The organism is Mediterraneibacter catenae (assembly GCF_008691045.1).
Lineage (GTDB): Bacteria > Bacillota > Clostridia > Lachnospirales > Lachnospiraceae > Mediterraneibacter > Mediterraneibacter ornithocaccae.
Map to the genome: position 1 here is coordinate 71238 of NZ_VMSO01000002.1, position 17695 is coordinate 88932.

Here is a 17695-nt window from a genome sequence, read left to right on the forward strand (position 1 = left end):
GAGAGGTGAAAATCATGCGCGAAGGAATCCATCCAGACTATCATCAGGCTACAGTAACATGCAACTGTGGAAATACATTTGTGACAGGTTCTACTAAGGAGAACATCCACGTTGAGATCTGCTCCAAGTGCCATCCGTTCTATACAGGACAGCAGAAAGCGGCTCAGGCACGTGGCCGTGTTGATAAGTTCAACAAGAAATACGGTATTAAATAAGAAACAAACACAGCAGGCTGAGGTGGAAAGCATCTCAGCCTCTTTGTTTTAGTATGAGCCGGTTTACAGGAGGAAAAATGAAATCATCAAATATAGGCGGACAGGCAGTCTTAGAAGGCATTATGATGCGCAACGGCGGGAAATATTCCGTTGCGGTCCGCAAAACGGATGGGGAGATTGCTGTCGATGTGCAGGACTATCACAGTGTGATCCCATGGAAGACGCCGCTTAAGATTCCGTTTATCCGCGGCATTTTTAATTTTGTCGATTCCCTTGTGCTCGGAATGAAGACACTTATGTATTCCGCCAGTTTTTTTGAGGAAGAGGAAGGCGAAGCGCTGACGGAAGAAGAGGCGGCAAAGCAGGAGAAGCAGGAAAAGATCTTTATGAATCTGACCGTCGTGATCGCGGTTGTGATCGCAGTCGCTCTTTTCATGGTACTCCCGTATTTCCTGAGTACCTTTGTGGAGAAATATACTTCTTCAAGAATGGCGGTGACGGTCTTTGAGGGTGTGATCCGTGTCGTGATCTTTCTTATTTATATCTTTCTTATCTCCAGAACAAAAGATATCAAAAGAACGTTTATGTATCACGGTGCAGAGCACAAATGTATCAACTGTATCGAGCACGGGCTGGAACTTACCGTAGAGAATGTTAGGAAGAGTTCCAAGCAGCACAAGAGATGCGGCACGAGTTTTTTGTTTTTTGTCATGATCGTGAGTATCATCTTTTGTTTCTTTATCACAGCAGAATCACAGGCGGCGCGTGTCCTGATAAGGATCGCTCTCTTTCCGTTCATTGCGGGAGTCTCCTATGAGATCATCCGGCTTGCCGGGAACAGTGACAATGCTTTTATCAATCTTTTGAGCCGCCCGGGAATGTGGGTCCAGAATATGACGACAAAGGAGCCGGATGACAGTATGATCGAAGTTGGCATCCGTGCTGTTGAGGAAGTGTTTGACTGGCGGACTTGGCAGAGGGAGAACTTATGAACCTGAAATATGCATATCAGACAGGGACAGAGCGTCTCCGTGCTGCCAAAGTGCCGGAACCGGAACTGGATGCCTGGTATATTCTTGAGCATGTTACCGGAATAGGGCGTGCAGCATATTATGCGGATCCCGAACGAGAAATGACACAGGACCAGGCAGATGAGTGTGAACGGTGCATTACATTGCGAAGCAGTCGTATCCCTTTGCAGCATATCACGGGTGTGCAGGAATTCATGGGACTTTCTTTTCATGTGAACGGAGATGTCCTTATCCCGAGACAAGACACAGAGACATTGGTGGAGACGGCGCTGGACATCCTGGCACGGGGAAAAAGCTCACACGGCACAGAAGACAGAGATATCAGACTTCTAGACATGTGTACAGGATCGGGATGCATTCTGCTGAGTGTGCTGTATTATGCAAAATGCAGGGCTGAGGGGACAGGAAGCGATATTTCTGCCAAAGCACTGAAAATTGCATCGGAAAACGCTCGGCGGCTGGGAATAACAGCCGGATTTATCGAGAGCGACCTGTTTGAAAAGATTGATGGAATATTTTCTATGATCATGTCTAATCCCCCATATATCAGGAGCACAGAAATAAGCAGTCTCCAGGATGAGGTCAGGCTTTATGATCCCGTGGAAGCACTGGATGGAAAAGAGGACGGACTCTATTTCTACCGTAAGATTATTAACGAGAGTCCGAATTATCTTGAGGACGGAGGCTGGCTCTTGTTTGAGATTGGATACGATCAGGCGGAGGATGTGACAGAGCTGATGGAAGCACGGGGATTTGAAGAAATCAGTGTTAAAAAGGATCTGGCAGGGCTTGACCGTGTCGTGTATGGACGATATATTAAATAATGTAGTGATGCCAGGGACAAAAGGTCTAAACCTATGGAACCTTTGCCCCCAACATCATGTAGTTTATGTAAGAATTTTAGAAAAGGACGTATGAGAAATGTTTGACAGATTAGATGATTTGCTGATCCGGTATGAGGAAGTAATGGGTGAGCTCCAGGAACCCGGCGTGGCGGATGACCCGGCACGGTTCCGCAAGCTTATGAAAGAGCAGAGTGATCTGGCCCCCATTGTTGAGGCATACCAGGAATATAAGAGTTGTAAACAGAATGTTGAGGACAGTCTCGCCATGCTCGAGGAAGAGTCCGATGAGGAGCTGCGTGAGCTGGCAAAAGAGGAACTTAATGAGTCTAGAAAAAGGATCGAAGAGCTTGAGCAGGAATTAAAGATCCTTCTCCTTCCCAAAGACCCTAATGATGATAAGAACGTTATCGTAGAGATCCGTGCGGGAGCCGGTGGAGACGAAGCAGCGCTTTTTGCTGCAGAGATCTACCGTATGTACGTACATTATGCAGACAGCAGAGGCTGGCGGACAGAGATGATCTCGCTAAATGAAAATGGGATCGGCGGGTTTAAAGAATGTGTGTTCATGATCACCGGTCAGGGCGCATATTCCAGACTGAAATATGAGAGCGGTGTGCACCGTGTACAGAGAGTGCCTGAGACAGAGAGCGGCGGAAGGATCCATACCTCGACCATTACAGTTGCGATCATGCCCGAGGCGGAGGAAGTCGACGTGGTGATCGATGAGAAAGATATCCGTATAGACGTTATGCGTGCGTCCGGAAACGGCGGTCAGTGCGTCAACACGACAGACTCGGCAGTCCGGCTGACTCACTTCCCGACAGGAATCGTGATCTACAGCCAGACGGAGAAATCCCAGCTTCAGAACAAAGAGAAGGCATTCCGGCTGCTCCGGTCCAAGCTGTATGACCTGGAACTGGAAAAACAGCAGGCATCCGAGGCGGAAGAGAGAAGAAGCCAGATCGGTACCGGAGACAGGTCGGAGAAGATCCGTACTTATAACTTCCCACAGGGACGCGTGACAGATCACAGGATCAAACTTACTCTTCACAAACTGGATTCCATATTAAACGGAGATCTGGATGAAGTGATCGACAGTCTGATCGCGGCAGACCAGACGGCAAAACTTGCGAAGATGGAAGACTAAGGAGGCCGGCTGAATTTATGACAGAACCAGTATTTAAACGTCCGGAACTGGAAGATAAGGAAATCATTACATCATATTTTGAAAAATCACCGAGCAGAAGCTGTGAGCGTACATTTGTGAACGTGTATCTCTGGTCCAGACATTATAAAGTAAAATATGCCGTGATCGAAGATGCGCTCGTATTCCGAAGTGATGACAACGGGCTTGCATTCTCCTATCCGGCTGGTGATGCGGAGAACATAAAAAAGGCTGTTGATTTTCTTACAGAATATTGCAAAGAAAAAGAATGTCCTCTTGTGTTTTATAATGTGACGCCGGAGATGTTCGGACAGCTTGAGGGATGGTATCCTGGCAGGTTTACTGTTGAGTATGACCGGGATAGCGCGGACTATGTCTATGAGACGGAAAAACTTGCTGCGCTGGCAGGAAAAAAGCTCCATGGCAAACGCAACCACATCAATAAGTTTAAGAATCTGTATCCGGACTGGACATACGAGTCACTTTCAGATGATAATGTGGAAGATTGCTTCCAGATGGCTTTGAAATGGCGTAATCAGAACGGATGTGAGGATGATCCGGAGAAAAACGCAGAGATGTGTGTAACGCTCAATTCTCTGCGGCTTTATAAGGAACTTGAACTGACAGGCGGCGTGCTGAAAATCGAAGGAAAGATTGTGGCGTTTACAGTCGGAGAGCCTTTGTGTGATGACACGTTTGTTGTCCATATCGAGAAAGCTTTTCCGGATGTGGAGGGGGCTTACCCCATGATCAATCAGCAGTTTGTGCAGCATGAGTGCATGGACTATAAATACGTAAACAGGGAAGAAGATACCGGCGCAGAGGGGCTGAGAAAGGCGAAGTTATCCTACAGGCCGGCATTTCTGGAAGAAAAAGGAATTGTAAAAGAAACGGAGTGATAGCAATGATATCAAAGAAAATGGAAAACATGGTGGCAAACAGTTCTGCAATCCGTGCAATGTTTGAGGAGGGTAACAGACTGGCAAAGATCTACGGCGCTGAGAATGTATTTGACTTCAGCCTGGGCAATCCGAATGTTCCGGCACCGGAGTCGGTAAAGAAAGCGATCATAGAACTTCTGAATGAAGAGGATCCTGTTGTACTGCACGGTTACACGAACAGTAATGCCGGATATGAGGATGTGCGCCAGGCAGTGGCTGAATCGCTGAATAAGCGTTTCGGCACAGCATTTTCTTCCAGAAATATCACAATGACCGTAGGGGCTGCGGGCGGACTGAATGTCATCCTGAAGGCTCTTCTGAATCCGGGAGATGAAGTGGTTGTATTTGCTCCGTATTTCGGTGAGTACAGAAGCTATGTGAATAATTATGACGGTGTTCTTGTAGAGGTATCTCCGAATACGTCTGATTTCCAGCCGAAACTGGACGAGTTTGAGGGCAAGATAACTGCAAAGACACGCGCCGTGATTGTTAATACTCCGAATAATCCTACAGGTGTTGTCTATTCGGAAGAAACGATCAAAAAGATGGCTGCCGTCATGGAGAAGAAACAGGAGGAGTTTGGGACAGATATCTATCTTATCTCTGACGAACCTTACAGAGAGCTGGCTTACGACGGAGTGGAAGTGCCATATCTTACAAAATACTATGCCAACACAATTGTCGGCTATTCTTATAGTAAATCACTTTCCCTGCCGGGAGAGCGTATCGGATACCTTGTGATCCCGGATGAGGCTGCAGACAGTGGAAATCTGATATCCGCAGCAAATGTTGCGACTCGCATCCTCGGATTTGTTAACGCTCCGACTCTCCAGCAGAAAGTAGTCAAGGCATGTCTGGATGAGAAGACAGACATCTCCTTCTACAACAGGAACAGAGAGACTCTCTACAATGGCCTGAAAGATCTGGGCTTTGAGTGTATTAAGCCTGAAGGAGCTTTCTATTTGTTTGTTAAGTCGCCGGTTGCTGATGAGAAAGAATTCTGCGCAGCAGCGAAGAAGTACAATATCCTTCTTGTCCCGGGAAGTTCTTTCGGGTGTCCCGGATATGTGAGGATCGCATACTGCGTGGCATATGAGACAATCGTTAACTCCCTGCCGAAGTTTGCACAGCTGGCAGAAGAATACAAATAATTGGAGACAGTTATGAAAATCAGAGAAGAACTTCTTAGGAATATACGGCAGGTTGAACCATACGTTCCGGGCGAACAGCCTCAGGAGCAAGTTGTGAAACTGAATACGAACGAGAATCCGTACCCACCATCACCGGAGGTGAAAAAGGCGCTGGACGCCATGGATACAGATGCTTTCCGCCTGTATCCGGACCCTGCGTCCAGTGTGCTCGTAAAGGCGCTTGCAGAGCAGTATCATGTGGGGGAGAATCAGGTGTTTGCAGGCGTCGGCTCTGATGATGTGCTCTCCTTATGTTTCCTGACTTTTTTCAACTCAGACAAACCGGTCCTGTTTCCGGATATCACATATTCCTTTTATAAAGTGTGGGCACAGCTTTACCGGATACCGTATGAGTGTCCGAAGCTGGATGAAGACTTCCGGATCGTTAAAGAAGATTATTACTGCGAGAACGGCGGTATTATCTTTCCGAATCCGAATGCTCCGACAGCAATCTATGAGGAACTAGATTTTATTGAGGACATTCTCGAGCACAACAGAAATTCCATTGTGATCGTAGACGAGGCATATATTGATTTTGCCGGACGTTCTGCTGTTGAACTGATCGGTCGTTACGATAATCTTATCGTCACGCAGACGTTTTCAAAGTCGCGCAGCATGGCGGGGATGAGGATCGGATACGCGATCGCCTGTCCCGAACTGATCCGCTGCTTAAATGATGTGAAATATTCTTTTAATTCATACACCATGAGCAGGGCTGCGCTTGTCTGCGGAGCTGCAGCGGTGGGGGATACAGAATATTTTGAGGAAAATATCCGTAAAATAGTAAAGACAAGAGAATGGGCAAAAAAAGAGCTGAGCAAGCTCGGATTTGTCATGACGGATTCCAAGGCGAACTTTATCTTTGCGAGACACCCGGAGTATGATGCAGGAAAACTTTTCACTGAACTGAAAAACGAACATATCTATGTGCGTCACTGGGATGACGAGCGGATAGGCCAGTATCTGCGCATTTCCGTGGGCACGGATGAGGAAATGGGAATTCTGATTGACTTTTTGAGAAGAACAGTACGCCAGCATTGATCACATCAAAGTTCTTTTTGTGTAAAGAAGACTGCGTCAGTTTGAACTGTCCATAACCCCCGGGTCTGGGGACGTTGACAGCGCCCTGCGGATTCCGTATAATGAAAACAGAAGTTAAAGGGGGGATTTTATGATTTATGAAAATAATGAAGAAAAAAGAAGCACGATCTGGCGGACGATCCTGACTGTATCTTCTGTCGTTATCATTATTATCGCTGTATTTTTTGTCGTGAAACTTTTTACGGGGAACCCGCTTGAAGGAAGATGGGTCAGCGAGGGCTCTGGTGATATGATCGAGATCACTGATGATAATCAGATGATTATCCGGCCGGAGGAAGGGGACCGGTTTACCGAGATCAGATGCAATGTCGACACTAAGACGAAAATACTTACTGTAGCCGAGGGCCCCCTGGATTCTGATATCATTCAGCCGGGAACCTATAACTACAATATAGAGCAGGATACGCTGACACTGACAGAACGCGAATATGGAGAACAGCTCGTGTTTGTGCGTGAGCAGGAGTAAAGATCATGGAGAGTTCCGCATGCGGAACTCTCCTGTTGTAACTGGACAGGAAACAAAGAGTGCCTGCCAGAAAAATAGCAGAGTTAGGGAGATGACTTATGTTACGAGAGCAGACAAAAGAAATCAATATCGGAGGAGTGAAGATCGGCGGCAGCAACCCTGTGGCGATTCAGTCCATGACAAACACAAAGACAGAGAATATCGAAGCTACTGTCGCGCAGATTTTAAAACTGGAGGCAGCCGGCTGTGAGATTATCCGCTGCGCTGTTCCGACGATGGAAGCTGCAGAAGCCTTAAAAGAGATCAAGAAGCAGATACACATTCCGCTTGTGGCAGATATACATTTCGATTATCGTCTTGCCATTGCCGCTATTGAGAATGGAGCGGACAAGATCCGCATCAACCCGGGGAATATAGGTTCCGAGGAGCGGGTCAGGGCAGTTGTAGACAAGGCGAAGGAGTACGGGGTACCGATCCGGGTGGGCGTGAACAGCGGCTCTCTTGAGAAACATCTGCTGGAGAAATACGGCGGAGTCACGGCGGAAGGAATCGTAGAGAGTGCTCTGGATAAGGTACATATGATCGAAAACATGGGGTATGATAATCTCGTCGTGAGCATCAAGTCCTCTGATGTGCTCATGTGTGTAAAAGCCCATGAGCTGATCGCAAAGGAATGTCCGTATCCGCTCCATGTCGGCATTACAGAATCAGGCACCGTATATTCAGGTAATGTCAAGTCTTCTGTCGGGCTCGGGATTATTCTCTATGAAGGCATCGGAAATACAATCCGTGTTTCTCTGACCGGTGACCCGGTTGAGGAAATCCGCACGGCTAAGCTTATCCTGAAAACACTGGGACTGAAAAAGGGCGGAATCGAAGTCGTATCTTGTCCGACCTGCGGCAGGACGAAGATCGATCTGATCGGACTTGCCAACGAGGTTGAGAAAATGGTAGCCAACATTCCGCTGGATATCAAAGTGGCTGTTATGGGATGTGTTGTAAACGGTCCGGGAGAGGCAAAAGAGGCGGACATCGGTATAGCAGGCGGCATCGGCGAGGGGCTTCTGATCAAGAAGGGCGAGATCGTGAAAAAGGTAAAAGAGGAGGAACTTCTTGAGACTCTCCGACAGGAGCTGCTGAACTGGAAAGAATAAAACGGGAGTGTTTAAATTTGGAAAAGACCAGAAACGATAAGTCATTTTTCTATGTGTTCCCGACGCTTAAGGTGGAGGATGACATCCAGATCCTTTTTGCAGATGTGGAAGTAAAGAAGATCACGACAAATTCACGGCGTGATTTTCTTCATGTACATATATTCAGCCGTCACCTGATCCAGAAGAAACAGATCTGGCAGATGGAGCGGCGGATCAAAGACCAGCTTTTCGGAAATGTGAGGGTAGAAGTGCGCATTGAGGAAGAATACGCCCTTTCCGGGCAGTATACACCGGAAGCCCTCATGAATGAGTACAGGGAGAGTATTATTCTGGAGCTGAAAGAACAGAGCGTGCTGGCGTCAAGTATGTTCTCTCAGGCGAAGATCCACTTTGAGGATGGCAATGTGATCTGCCTCGAACTGCTGGATACGATCGTGTCGGAGGGAAGAAAAGAAGAGATACTGAATCTTCTCGAGAAGATTTATGGAGAGAGATTTCATATACCGGCGGATATCCGCATTACATACCGTGAACCGGACGGCGCGGGGACTCGCGAATATGACGAGCAGAGGCTGCAGCAGGAGATCAACGCCATCTTTGAGAGACGTGCAAGACAGCGCGGCGAATATGTAGAAGCGGGAAATAACGGAGAGTCTGCGGGAAACACAAAAGAAGAAAGTGCGGCGAACGTGCCGGGGAATACTGCCGACGCATCTTCAGGGAAAAAGAGCGGACAGGAAAAGGGCGCAGGTGCCGGAAAAGGCGGAGGAACTCACTTGTCAGGCGGCAGGAGACCGGGCAGAAAAGGTGACTTCAAGAAGAAAGATTTCTACCGGCCGGTTAAACAGGGAGATGATCCGAACCTGATCTACGGCAGGAACTTTGACGACGAGCCGATCACACTGGATCAGGTAGTGACGGAGATGGGTGAGATCACCATCCACGGAAAGATCATTAACTTTGACACCCGTGAGATCCGGAATGAGAAGACGATCATCATGTTTGCGGTTACGGACTTTACGGATACGATCACTGTGAAGATGTTCACCCGAAACGATCAGCTCCCGGAGATACTGGGAGAGCTGAAGAAGGGCGCTTTTGTAAAGATCAAAGGTGTTACTACGATCGATAAGTTTGATGGAGAATTGACCATCGGTTCGGTTACCGGTATCAAGAAGATCGGCGACTTTACGGTGTCGAGAGAAGATCTGAGCCCGATCAAGCGTGTGGAGCTTCACTGTCATACAAAGATGAGTGATATGGACGGTGTATCAGAGGTAAAGAATATCGTAAAGCGTGCCCATGACTGGGGACATCCGGCGATCGCCATTACGGATCACGGAGTGACTCAGGCATTCCCTGATGCGAACCACTATATCGAGACATTGGACAAAGATGATCCGTTCAAGGTCCTCTATGGTGTCGAGGGATATGTGGTGGACGACCTGACTGACATCGCGGTGAATGCAGGCAGCCAGACTCTGGATGATACGTACATTGTGTTTGATATCGAGACGACCGGCTTCAGTTCTATCCAGGACCGGATCATAGAGATCGGTGCGGTAAAGGTTGTAAACGGAAAGATTGTGGATCGGTTCAGCACATTCGTAAATCCGCAGAGGCCAATCCCCTTTGAGATCACGAATCTGACCAGTATCACGGATGAGATGGTCATGGGATCACCGGCTATCGATGTGATCCTTCCTCAGTTCCTTGAATTTATCGGGGACGGTGTCCTTGTCGCACACAATGCCGGATTTGATGTGGGATTTATCGAGCAGAACTGCAGAAATCTGGGCTTAAATGATCACTTTGTCTATCTGGATACAGTGGCACTGGCGCGGGTGCTTCTGCCTACATTGTCGAAATATAAGCTGAACATCGTGGCAAAAGCACTGAATATTTCGCTTGAGAATCATCATCGGGCAGTAGATGACGCGGGTGCTACGGCAGAGATTTTCGTGAAATTTGTGGAGATGCTGAAGAAGGAACATATCACGACGTTAAAAGAAGTAAACCACTACGGAGACCGCAATGTCAATGCGATCCGGAAGATGCCGACCCACCATATTATCATAATGGCGAAGAATGATATCGGCCGATATAACCTGTATCAGCTGATCACAGAGTCGCATCTTACATATTATTCGAGACGGCCGCGTATTCCGAAGAGCCTGCTGAACGAACACAGAGAGGGCCTGCTTATCGGAAGTGCCTGCGAGGCGGGAGAACTCTATCAGGCTATTCTGGAAAAGCGTTCGGCGCAGCAGATCGCGCGTCTGGCAGATTTCTATGATTATTATGAGATACAGCCTCTGGGCAACAACCGGTTTATGATCGAGAGCGACCGTATTGCGGATGTGAATTCCGAGGAGGATCTGAAAAATATCAACCGCGAGATCGTGGAGTTGGGTGAGAAGTTCGGGAAGCCGGTAGTGGCTACCTGTGACGTGCATTTCCTCGATCCCGACGACGAGGTTTACCGCAGGATCATCATGGCGGGAAAAGGATTCGACGATGCGGATAATCAGGCGCCGCTCTTCCTGCGTACAACAGAGGAGATGTTAGAGGAGTGTGCTTATCTGGGGGCGGCAAAGGCGCGTGAGGTCGTGATCGACAATCCGGTGAAGATTGCCGGTATGATCGAGAAGATATCACCGGTAAATCCGAACAAGTGTCCTCCGGTAATCGAGAATTCCGATCAGGAACTGAGAAATATCTGTTACCGGAAAGCACATGAGATGTACGGCGAGGACCTTCCCGTGCAGGTGTCCGAACGTCTGGAGAAGGAGCTGAATTCCATTATCTCCAACGGTTATGCCGTTATGTATATCATCGCGCAGAAACTGGTGTGGAAGTCCAATGCGGACGGATATCTGGTAGGATCCCGTGGTTCGGTCGGATCGTCTTTCGTGGCGACGATGGCCGGGATCACGGAGGTAAATCCGCTGAGCCCGCATTATTACTGCAAAAGTTGCCACTACAGTGATTTTGAGTCCGACGAGGTGCGTTCCTATGCCGGAGGCTGCGGATTCGACATGCCGGACAAAAACTGCCCGGTGTGCGGTGAACCTCTTGTAAAAGCCGGATTTGATATTCCTTTTGAGACATTCCTCGGGTTCAAGGGAGACAAGGAGCCTGATATCGACCTGAACTTCTCCGGCGACTATCAGGCCAAAGCCCATAAATATACAGAGGTGCTCTTCGGTGAAGGCCATACATTCAAGGCGGGAACGATCGGAACACTTGCAGACAAAACTGCCTACGGATTCGTGAAGAATTATTACGAGGAACGCGAGCAGAGAAAACGCCGCTGCGAAATTGAGAGAATCACTGTCGGCTGCACTGGAATCCGACGCAGTACCGGACAGCACCCTGGAGGTATCGTTGTCCTTCCCCACGGGCATGACATTAATGAGTTCACCCCGGTGCAGCATCCGGCAAATGATATGGAGTGCGGGATCATCACGACACATTTTGACTATCATTCCATTGACCATAACCTGCTGAAACTGGATATCCTTGGGCACGATGATCCGACCATGATCCGTACCCTTGAGGACTATATCACGTCGGACGCCATGGATAATGAGTATAATGAAGAACATCCGTTTATCGCAACGGAGATACCTCTGGATGATAAACAGGTGATCGAACTGTTCCATGGGACGGACGTGCTCGGCATCAAACCGGAGGATATTGACGGATGTAAGCTCGGATGTCTCGGAATTCCTGAGTTCGGAACAGACTTCGTTATTCAGATGGTGGAGGATACGAAACCGCAGACTTTGTCCGACCTGATCCGTATCTCCGGTCTGTCTCACGGAACGAACGTGTGGCTTGGAAATGCCCAGGAACTGGTAAAAACAGGTAAGGCGACCATCTCGACCGCTATCTGTACCCGTGACGATATCATGATCTATCTGATCAATAAAGGCGTGGAGAGCGCCCTTGCATTTACGATCATGGAGAGTGTGCGTAAAGGAAAGGGTCTGAAACCGGAGTGGGAAGAAGCTATGACAGCACAGGGTGTGCCTGACTGGTATATCTGGTCATGCAAGAAGATCAGCTACATGTTCCCGAAAGCCCATGCGGCGGCGTATGTCATGATGGCGTACCGCATTGCCTACTGCAAGATCAATTATCCGCTGGCGTACTATGCGGCATATTTCAGTATCCGTGCGGACGCCTTCTCCTATGAGATCATGTGCCAGGGAAAGGACAAGCTGAATTATTACATGCAGGATTATAAGAAGCGCAGCGACTCCCTGAGCAAAAAAGAGCAGGATGTCATGAAGGATATGAAGATCGTGCAGGAAATGTATGCGCGCGGATTCGAGTTTATGCCTATCGATCTTTATCGGGCAAAGGCGAAGATGTTCCAGATCGTTGACGGAAAGCTCATGCCATCCTTCGCAAGCATTGAGGGAATGGGCGATAAGGCGGCCGAGGCGGTGGAAGAAGCGGGAAAAGACGGACCGTATCTGTCTCTTGATGATTTCCGTCAGAGGACGAAAGTCAGCAAGACGGTCATCGACCTGATGCAGGAACTGGGGCTGTTCGGAGACCTGCCTCAGAGCAATCAGCTGTCACTGTTTGATTTTGCATAGACGCAGCGCATAAGCTGTGCTATAATGGCTTCAATGCATTTACGCAGTAAAGTGAATTCAGTTTAAAAATGAATGATGGAGGATATGCAAATGTACGACTTCGATGAGATCATGACAACGGACCAGGAAATTGCCGATGCGATCAAAGCCGAGATGGAGAGACAGAATTCCCACATTGAGCTGATTGCTTCCGAAAACTGGGTGAGCAAGGCGGTGATGGCCGCCATGGGAAGCCCTTTGACGAACAAATATGCGGAGGGATATCCGGGAAAGAGATATTACGGCGGCTGCCAGTGTGTGGACGTAGTGGAAGAACTGGCAAGAGAACGTGCAAAAGAGCTCTTTGGATGTGAATATGCCAATGTACAGCCGCACTCGGGAGCTCAGGCAAATATGGCGGTGTTCTTTGCGATTCTCGAGCCGGGAGACACTTACATGGGAATGAATCTGGATCACGGCGGACATCTGACTCATGGTTCACCGGTCAACATGTCTGGAAAGTATTTCAATGTCGTACCTTACGGTGTCAATGAGGACGGTGTGATCGATTACGATAAAGTCCTTGAGATCGCGAAGGAGTGTAAGCCGAAGATGATCGTTGCCGGTGCCAGTGCCTATGCGCGTACCATTGATTTCAAACGTTTCCGTGAGATCGCGGACGAAATCGGAGCATATCTGATGGTGGATATGGCGCATATTGCAGGTCTCGTGGCAGCAGGTCTTCATCCGAGTCCGATCCCGTATGCGCACGTAACAACGACTACGACGCACAAGACGCTGAGAGGTCCCCGCGGCGGAATGATCCTCTCCAGCAATGAAATGAACGAGAAGTTCAATTTTAACAAAGCGGTATTCCCGGGCATCCAGGGCGGACCGCTCATGCATGTGATCGCCGCGAAGGCAGTGTGCTTCAAAGAGGCACTTCAGCCGGAGTTTAAAGAATATCAGGCTCAGATCTTAAAGAATGCGAAAGCACTCTGCGAAGGCCTGAAAAAGCGCGGTGTCAAGATTGTATCCGGAGATACGGATAATCATCTGATGCTCGTGGATCTGACAGAGAAAAATGTAAGCGGAAAAGAGCTCGAAAAGCGTCTGGACGACGCTCACATTACCTGCAACAAGAACACGATCCCAAATGACCCCCGTTCTCCGTTTGTCACAAGCGGCGTGAGACTTGGAACTCCTGCAGTGACGACCCGCGGCATGAAAGAAGAGGACATGGATAAGATTGCCGAGATCATTGCGATGGTAATCGAGAGCGAGGATAACGTAGAAGCAGGAAGAAAGATGGCTGCAGAACTGACGGAGAAATATCCTCTCTGTTAAATTTCGATTTCTCGTACTGAGAAAACATCCGCCGGGAGGTATGTATTGTTATCGCACACGTTTTCACTCGGTCGCGACGTAACGGTACGTAAGAGCGCAAAAGACGCGCTCTAAGTGCCGACGCCGCTCCAACGGTGCGTACACAATACATACCTCCCGGCTGCTTTCTTTCCCATTCCGAAAATCAAATTTCAGACGGAAGGAACAAAGCTCCCACTTCTTTCTGTTTGTATGAGGATTTTTCGGATTGGTCTGTTAGTCGATAAACGTCAAAACGGAAGATTACATCCGCTCTGATGCACCTTACGCAGAGGGAGAAAAAGGTTGAGAACGGCGACTTTGGAAGGAAATTATGAAAAGTTAACACCATTTCCCTGCTTTGTTACTTTGAGTTATTTCCTGTAACCGGAGTCGGAATCAACCTTTTTCTCCCTCTGCGGACACGTGAGTCAGATTGCTGTATAGTTCTGCGTTTTCGACGTTTTTCGAATTATCCGCCAGTACGAAAAAACCGAATTTTCCACTTTAAATCGGCAAAGTATTATGATATACTGAAACAAGGCGAATGTTTAATTGAAGGAGGAGACATACAATGATATGGGACAAGGAGGAGACTCTCCCCAGAGAAGAGATAGAAGCCATCCAGCTTACCAAACTGAAAAATACGGTCCGATACATTTATGACCGTGTGAAACCTTACCGTGATAAGATGGATGCGGCTGGCGTGAAGCCGGAAGATGTACAGACGCTGAATGATCTGAAGCGCCTGCCTTTTACATATAAATCGGACTTCAGAGACAATTATCCGGACGGACTCTTTGCAGTGGACAAGAAAGACATCGTGCGCTACCATGCAAGTTCAGGTACGACCGGAAAACCGACTGTGGTCGGATATACAAGAAATGATCTGGACATGTGGCTCAACAATGTGGCAAGGCTCGCCTGCATGGGCGGCGCCACGGCGGAAGATGTGGCGCAGATTTCATTCGGATACGGTACCTTTACAGGAGCACTCGGACTTCATGGGGGTCTTGAGAAGATTGGCGCGTCTGTAATTCCGATGTCCTCCGGAAATACGAACAAACAGATTATGTTTCTTCAGGATATGGGTGTAACACTTCTTGTGGCAACCCCGTCCTACGCGCTACATCTGGGCGAAGAAATCAGAAGAAGAGGACTTGATCCGTCAAAAGATCTAAAGCTGCATATTGGTCTGTTCGGCGGTGAGGGTATGACGGAACCGATGCGTAACGAGATGCATAAAGTATGGGGTGACCAGTTTGTCTGTACACAGAACTACGGCATGAGCGAGCTGTGCGGTCCGGGGGTTGCCGGAGAATGTACAGAATTGTGCGGCATGCATGTCAACGAAGACTGGTTTATCCCGGAGATCATCGATCCGGAGACAGAGGAAGTGCTCCCGCCGGGAGAACTCGGAGAACTTGTCGTGACATGCCTGGGTAAAGAGGCTCTTCCGCTCGTGAGATACCGGACGGGGGATCTCACAAGGCTTATGTATGAGCCGTGTAAATGCGGGCGCACGACGTGCAGGATAGAAAATATTTCAGGACGTGCAGACGATATGCTCGTTATTCGTGGCGTCAATGTATTCCCGACACAGATTGAGGAAGTACTCTTTAAGATTGACGAGATTGGTCCGCATTATGAGATACTTGTAGAGAGAAAGAACAGGCTGGATGTCATGACGATCACAGTAGAACTGATTGATGACAGACTGCTTGACAGCTATGCGAAGCTGAGCGAACTTGAGAGCAGGATTAAAAAAGCACTGAAGTCGCAGCTGGGTCTGGCAACACAGATCAGACTCGTGGCTCCGAATTCTCTTCAGAGATTCGAAGGTAAGGCGAGACGAGTGACAGATTTACGAAAGGATGGTTTATGATATGGCAGAGAAAGTGATCATGCTGGGCAATGAAGCAATTGCCCGCGGCGCTTATGAGGCGGGAGTGAAAGTGTCTTCCGCATATCCGGGAACGCCGAGTACGGAGATCAGTGAATATCTTGTACAGTACAGAGATGATGTATATGAGGAGTGGGCGCCAAATGAGAAGGTTGCCACCGAGGTGGCTGTAGGCGCGAGCCTTTCAGGCACGCGCGCCATGGCATGTATGAAGCATGTGGGACTTAATGTTGCGGCGGATCCGCTGTATTCCGTGTCCTATATGGGTGTGAACGGCGGTCTTGTTATCGTTGTTGCAGATGATCCGGGCCTGTACAGTTCACAGAACGAGCAGGATACGAGGATGGTCGCAAGGGCGGCCCAGATCCCGGTGATCGAACCGTCTGACAGTGCGGAGGCAAAAGATTACTTTAAGATCGCATTTGAACTGAGCGAGAAGTTCGACCGTCCGTTTATATTCCGTACGACCACAAGACTTGCACATTCACAGGGGCTGGTAGAACTTCAGGAACGGGTTGTTCCTGAAGATAAGCCGTACGAGAAGAATATTCAGAAAAATGTCATGATGCCGGGCAATGCCAAGATCCGTCACATTGAGATCGAGAAGCGCAATCTGGAGCTTGCAGAGGCGGCGAACACACTTCCGATCAATCGTGTGGAGATGAATGACACGAAAATCGGCGTGATCACGAGCGGTATCCCGTATCAGTATGTCAAGGAGGCGATGCCGGAGGCTTCCGTGCTCAAACTCGGTATGGTCAATCCTCTTCCGAGAAAGCTGATCGAAGAGTTTGCATCTAAGGTAGAGACTCTGTATATCGTGGAAGAACTGGATCCGGTCATTGAGGAACAGGTGAAATCATGGGGAATTAAAGCAATCGGTAAAGAAATCCTCACCGTGCAGGGCGAGTACAGCGCGAATATGCTCAGAAAAGCGATCCTGAAGCAGGAGCTTGATATCAAAGAGCCGGCAGCGGCTCCGGGAAGACCGCCGATTCTCTGTCCGGGATGTCCTCACAGAAGCGTGTTCTATACACTGAATAAACTGAAAATGCATGCGGCGGGAGATATCGGATGTTACACACTGGGGGCAGTCGCTCCGTTAAGCGTGATCGATACGACAATGTGCATGGGTTCCAGTATATCGACGCTTCACGGCATGGAAAAGGCAAAAGGCAAAGATTACATAAAGAACTGGGTGGCAGTGATCGGAGATTCCACATTCATGCATACTGGTGTGAATTCCCTGATGAACATGGTCTACAACAAGGCTACAGGTACAGTCATCATTCTAGACAATTCCACTACAGGAATGACCGGACATCAGGATCATGCTGCGACAGGAAAGACGCTGCAGGGCGACCCGACATATGCGATCAGTATCCCTGGCATCTGTAAAGCTATGGGCATCAAGAACGTATATGAGATCAATGCTTTTGATCTTCCGCTCCTCGAGAAGACGATAAAGGAAGAAACAGCGAAGGACGAAGTGTCGGTCATCATCACGAAGACTCCGTGTGTGCTCCTTGATAAGAGAAAGAAACCTCTCTATACTGCCCATGAGGATAAATGTAAGAAATGCGGCATGTGCATGAAGCCGGGATGTCCGGCCATGACGAAAAATGCGGACGGAACGATCCATATTGACGATACGATGTGCACCGGCTGCGGACTCTGCAAAGACCTGTGTAAATTTGATGCAATAGAGCTTGTAAAGGAGGGGGAGTAGA

The 17695-nt window shown here is 48.6% G+C and carries 13 protein-coding genes; all 13 read left to right on the forward strand.

The features are described 5' to 3' along the window. Positions 1–14: 14 nt before the first annotated feature. The 13 genes from rpmE to iorA all read left to right on the forward strand — a co-directional run bounded on the left by rpmE (position 15) and on the right by iorA (position 17694). Positions 15–215: a 50S ribosomal protein L31 gene (gene rpmE, locus FNY66_RS02035; protein WP_087151464.1), complete on the forward strand. Its 201-nt coding sequence runs from the start codon at positions 15–17 to the stop codon at positions 213–215. Between the two features lie 77 nt (positions 216–292). Next, positions 293–1207: a DUF1385 domain-containing protein gene (locus tag FNY66_RS02040; RefSeq protein WP_150310153.1), complete on the forward strand. Its 915-nt coding sequence runs from the start codon at positions 293–295 to the stop codon at positions 1205–1207. Further along, positions 1204–2070, forward strand: a complete 867-nt coding sequence (prmC, locus tag FNY66_RS02045; RefSeq protein WP_150310154.1) for a peptide chain release factor N(5)-glutamine methyltransferase — start codon at positions 1204–1206, stop codon at positions 2068–2070. Before FNY66_RS02040 ends, prmC begins: the two co-directional genes overlap by 4 nt. 97 nt (positions 2071–2167) lie before the next feature. Next, a complete protein-coding gene (gene prfA, locus FNY66_RS02050; protein ID WP_150310155.1) occupies positions 2168–3238 on the forward strand; it encodes a peptide chain release factor 1 in 1071 nt (356 codons plus the stop codon). A gap of 17 nt (positions 3239–3255) precedes the next feature. Then, positions 3256–4155 (forward strand): DUF2156 domain-containing protein, encoded by a 900-nt coding sequence (locus tag FNY66_RS02055; protein ID WP_087151468.1) that lies wholly within the window; start codon positions 3256–3258, stop codon positions 4153–4155. 5 nt (positions 4156–4160) lie between these two features. Next, complete coding sequence (locus FNY66_RS02060) at positions 4161–5348, forward strand: pyridoxal phosphate-dependent aminotransferase (RefSeq protein WP_150310156.1); 1188 nt, start codon at positions 4161–4163, stop codon at positions 5346–5348. A gap of 12 nt (positions 5349–5360) precedes the next feature. Beyond that, on the forward strand, positions 5361–6428 hold the full coding sequence (gene hisC / locus FNY66_RS02065; RefSeq protein ID WP_150310157.1) for a histidinol-phosphate transaminase: 1068 nt from the start codon (positions 5361–5363) through the stop codon (positions 6426–6428). A 130-nt stretch (positions 6429–6558) separates the two neighbouring features. After that, a complete protein-coding gene (locus FNY66_RS02070; RefSeq protein WP_150310158.1) occupies positions 6559–6954 on the forward strand; it encodes a hypothetical protein in 396 nt (131 codons plus the stop codon). 98 nt (positions 6955–7052) lie between these two features. Continuing rightward, positions 7053–8108, forward strand: coding sequence for a flavodoxin-dependent (E)-4-hydroxy-3-methylbut-2-enyl-diphosphate synthase (gene ispG, locus FNY66_RS02075; RefSeq protein ID WP_087151472.1), 1056 nt, complete (start codon positions 7053–7055; stop codon positions 8106–8108). 17 nt (positions 8109–8125) lie between these two features. Then, positions 8126–12718, forward strand: a complete 4593-nt coding sequence (locus FNY66_RS02080) for a PolC-type DNA polymerase III (protein WP_150310159.1) — start codon at positions 8126–8128, stop codon at positions 12716–12718. 90 nt (positions 12719–12808) lie between these two features. Beyond that, complete coding sequence (glyA, locus tag FNY66_RS02085; RefSeq protein ID WP_150310160.1) at positions 12809–14044, forward strand: serine hydroxymethyltransferase; 1236 nt, start codon at positions 12809–12811, stop codon at positions 14042–14044. Between the two features lie 592 nt (positions 14045–14636). Further along, entirely contained in the window at positions 14637–15947 is a 1311-nt protein-coding gene (locus tag FNY66_RS02090) for a phenylacetate--CoA ligase family protein (RefSeq protein WP_087151475.1), read from the forward strand. Between the two features lies 1 nt (position 15948). Further along, positions 15949–17694: an indolepyruvate ferredoxin oxidoreductase subunit alpha gene (gene iorA / locus FNY66_RS02095; RefSeq protein WP_087151476.1), complete on the forward strand. Its 1746-nt coding sequence runs from the start codon at positions 15949–15951 to the stop codon at positions 17692–17694. Position 17695: the final 1 nt, after the last annotated feature.

Excerpts from the sequence above, each read along its gene's own strand:
- rpmE (WP_087151464.1), top strand. The coding sequence starts at position 15 with ATGCGCGAAGGAATCCATCCAGACTATCATCAGGCTACAGTAACATGC.
- FNY66_RS02040 (WP_150310153.1), top strand. The coding sequence starts at position 293 with ATGAAATCATCAAATATAGGCGGACAGGCAGTCTTAGAAGGCATTATG.
- prmC (WP_150310154.1), top strand. The coding sequence starts at position 1,204 with ATGAACCTGAAATATGCATATCAGACAGGGACAGAGCGTCTCCGTGCT.
- prfA (WP_150310155.1), top strand. The coding sequence starts at position 2,168 with ATGTTTGACAGATTAGATGATTTGCTGATCCGGTATGAGGAAGTAATG.
- FNY66_RS02055 (WP_087151468.1), top strand. The coding sequence starts at position 3,256 with ATGACAGAACCAGTATTTAAACGTCCGGAACTGGAAGATAAGGAAATC.
- FNY66_RS02060 (WP_150310156.1), top strand. The coding sequence starts at position 4,161 with ATGATATCAAAGAAAATGGAAAACATGGTGGCAAACAGTTCTGCAATC.
- hisC (WP_150310157.1), top strand. The coding sequence starts at position 5,361 with ATGAAAATCAGAGAAGAACTTCTTAGGAATATACGGCAGGTTGAACCA.
- FNY66_RS02070 (WP_150310158.1), top strand. The coding sequence starts at position 6,559 with ATGATTTATGAAAATAATGAAGAAAAAAGAAGCACGATCTGGCGGACG.
- ispG (WP_087151472.1), top strand. The coding sequence starts at position 7,053 with ATGTTACGAGAGCAGACAAAAGAAATCAATATCGGAGGAGTGAAGATC.
- glyA (WP_150310160.1), top strand. The coding sequence starts at position 12,809 with ATGTACGACTTCGATGAGATCATGACAACGGACCAGGAAATTGCCGAT.
- FNY66_RS02090 (WP_087151475.1), top strand. The coding sequence starts at position 14,637 with ATGATATGGGACAAGGAGGAGACTCTCCCCAGAGAAGAGATAGAAGCC.
- iorA (WP_087151476.1), top strand. The coding sequence starts at position 15,949 with ATGGCAGAGAAAGTGATCATGCTGGGCAATGAAGCAATTGCCCGCGGC.